The sequence below is a fragment of the Alteromonas gracilis genome (assembly GCF_043642145.1).
GTDB lineage: Bacteria > Pseudomonadota > Gammaproteobacteria > Enterobacterales > Alteromonadaceae > Alteromonas > Alteromonas gracilis_B.
Window position 1 is genome coordinate 1,720 of the sequence record NZ_JBHZRZ010000023.1, and the last position, 3,102, is coordinate 4,821.

At 49.4% G+C, this 3,102-nt stretch carries 1 rRNA gene; it reads left to right on the plus strand.

Annotation, left to right across the window (positions count from 1 at the left end):
• Positions 1 to 205: 205 nt before the first annotated feature.
• Positions 206 to 3,081, plus strand: a 23S ribosomal RNA gene (locus ACHUFN_RS19955).
• Positions 3,082 to 3,102 lie beyond the last annotated feature (21 nt).

The following is a 3,102-nucleotide window of genomic DNA, read 5'->3' on the forward strand; positions in this document are numbered from 1 at the left end:
ATGTTCTTTAACAATTTGGAAAGCTGATATTAATAGTAATCAATCAAAATTGAGTAACTGAGAAATCGAAAGATGACTTTTTACTCTACTTGACTGAATTGCTTGTTATCAATCGATGATTTGATAGCAAGGCAATTCTTCCGATTAGCTTGTCATGCATGCAACGTAACTTAGACAGAAGTCAAAAGGCTGTTTGGGGTTGTATGGTTAAGTGACGAAGCGTATACGGTGGATGCCTTGGCAGTTAGAGGCGATGAAGGACGTGTAAGTCTGCGAAAAGCTGTGGTGAGCCGACAAAATGCATTTGAGCCACAGATGTCCGAATGGGGAAACCCACCTATTTATAGGTATCGTTACATGAATACATAGTGTAACGAGGCAAACGAGGGGAACTGAAACATCTAAGTACCCTTAGGAAAAGAAATCAACCGAGATTCCCCTAGTAGCGGCGAGCGAACGGGGAGCAGCCCTTAAGCTGTTTAGCGTTTAGTGGAATCCTTTGGGAAGAGGAGCGATACAAGGTGATAGCCCTGTACACGAAGAATGCTTTACAGTGAAATCGAGTAGGTCGGGACACGTGTTATCTTGACTGAATATGGGGGGACCATCCTCCAAGGCTAAATACTCCTAACTGACCGATAGTGAACCAGTACCGTGAGGGAAAGGCGAAAAGAACCCCTGTGAGGGGAGTGAAATAGAACCTGAAACCGTATACGTACAAGCAGTGGGAGCCCTTCGGGGTGACTGCGTACCTTTTGTATAATGGGTCAGCGACTTATATTTAGTAGCAAGGTTAAGTGAATAACGGAGCCGTAGCGAAAGCGAGTGTTAACTGCGCGTTTAGTTGCTAGGTATAGACCCGAAACCCGGTGATCTAGCCATGGGCAGGTTGAAGGTTGAGTAACATCAACTGGAGGACCGAACCCACTAACGTTGAAAAGTTAGGGGATGACCTGTGGCTGGGGGTGAAAGGCCAATCAAACCGGGAGATAGCTGGTTCTCCCCGAAATCTATTTAGGTAGAGCCTCGGACGAATTCCATTGGGGGTAGAGCACTGTTAAGGCTAGGGGGTCATCCCGACTTACCAACCCTTTGCAAACTCCGAATACCAATGAGAACTATCCGGGAGACACACGGCGGGTGCTAACGTCCGTCGTGGAGAGGGAAACAACCCAGACCGCCAGCTAAGGTCCCAAAATATTGCTAAGTGGGAAACGATGTGGGAAGGCATAGACAGCTAGGAGGTTGGCTTAGAAGCAGCCACCCTTTAAAGAAAGCGTAATAGCTCACTAGTCGAGTCGGCCTGCGCGGAAGATGTAACGGGGCTAAGCAATATACCGAAGCTGCGGCAGCATGTTTACATGCTGGGTAGGGGAGCGTTGTGTAAGTGGATGAAGGTGAGTTGTAAAGCTTGCTGGACATATCACAAGTGCGAATGCTGACATGAGTAACGATAATGGGAGTGAAAAACTCCCACGCCGGAAGACCAAGGTTTCCTGTCCCATGCTAATCAGGGCAGGGTAAGTCGGCCCCTAAGGCGAGGCAGAAATGCGTAGTCGATGGGAAACGGGTTAATATTCCCGTACTTATATAATCAGTGATGGAGGGACGGAGAAGGCTAGGCAAGCTTGGCGTTGGTTGTCCAAGTGAAAGTGTGTAGGCTGGAATTTTAGGTAAATCCGGAATTCTAAGGCCGAGACACGAGACGAGCCACTAAGGTGGTGAAGTTGTTGATGCCCTGCTTCCAGGAAAAGCTTCTAAACTTATGATTATATGAACCGTACCCCAAACCGACACAGGTGGTCAGGTAGAGAATACTAAGGCGCTTGAGAGAACTCGGGTGAAGGAACTCGGCAAAATTGTACCGTAACTTCGGGAGAAGGTACGCCTCTGTTTGTGAACACTTCGCGTGGTAAGCAAATGGAGGCCGCAGTGACCAGGTGGCTGGGACTGTTTATTAAAAACACAGCACTCTGCAAACTCGTAAGAGGACGTATAGGGTGTGACACCTGCCCGGTGCCGGAAGGTTAATTGATGGGGTTAGTTTTCGGACGAAGCTCTTGATCGAAGCCCCGGTAAACGGCGGCCGTAACTATAACGGTCCTAAGGTAGCGAAATTCCTTGTCGGGTAAGTTCCGACCTGCACGAATGGTGTAACCATGGCCACGCTGTCTCCACCCGAGACTCAGTGAAATTGAAATCGCAGTGAAGATGCTGTGTACCCGCACCTAGACGGAAAGACCCCGTGAACCTTTACTACAGCTTGGCACTGAACATTGAACCTACATGTGTAGGATAGGTGGGAGGCTTTGAAGCACAGTCGCTAGATTGTGTGGAGCCGTCCTTGAAATACCACCCTTGTATGTTTGATGTTCTAACATAGGTCCCTTATCGGGATTGTGGACAGTGTCTGGTGGGTAGTTTGACTGGGGCGGTCTCCTCCCAAATAGTAACGGAGGAGCACGAAGGTTAGCTAATCACGGTCGGACATCGTGAGGTTAGTGCAATGGCATAAGCTAGCTTAACTGCGAGACAGACACGTCGAGCAGGTACGAAAGTAGGTCATAGTGATCCGGTGGTTCTGTATGGAAGGGCCATCGCTCAACGGATAAAAGGTACTCCGGGGATAACAGGCTGATACCGCCCAAGAGTTCATATCGACGGCGGTGTTTGGCACCTCGATGTCGGCTCATCACATCCTGGGGCTGAAGTCGGTCCCAAGGGTATGGCTGTTCGCCATTTAAAGTGGTACGCGAGCTGGGTTTAGAACGTCGTGAGACAGTTCGGTCCCTATCTGGTGTGGGCGTTGGATGATTGATGGGAGCTGCTCCTAGTACGAGAGGACCGGAGTGGACGAACCGCTGGTGTTCGGGTTGTCATGCCAATGGCATTGCCCGGTAGCTATGTTCGGAACGGATAACCGCTGAAAGCATCTAAGCGGGAAGCCGGCCCAAAGATGAGTCATCCCTGACCTTTAAGGTCTGGAAGGGTTGTTATAGACGATGACGTTGATAGGCAGGGTGTGGAAGCGTTGTAAGGCGTTAAGCTAACCTGTACTAATTGCCCGAGAGGCTTAACCATACAACGCCCAAGAAGCTTTAG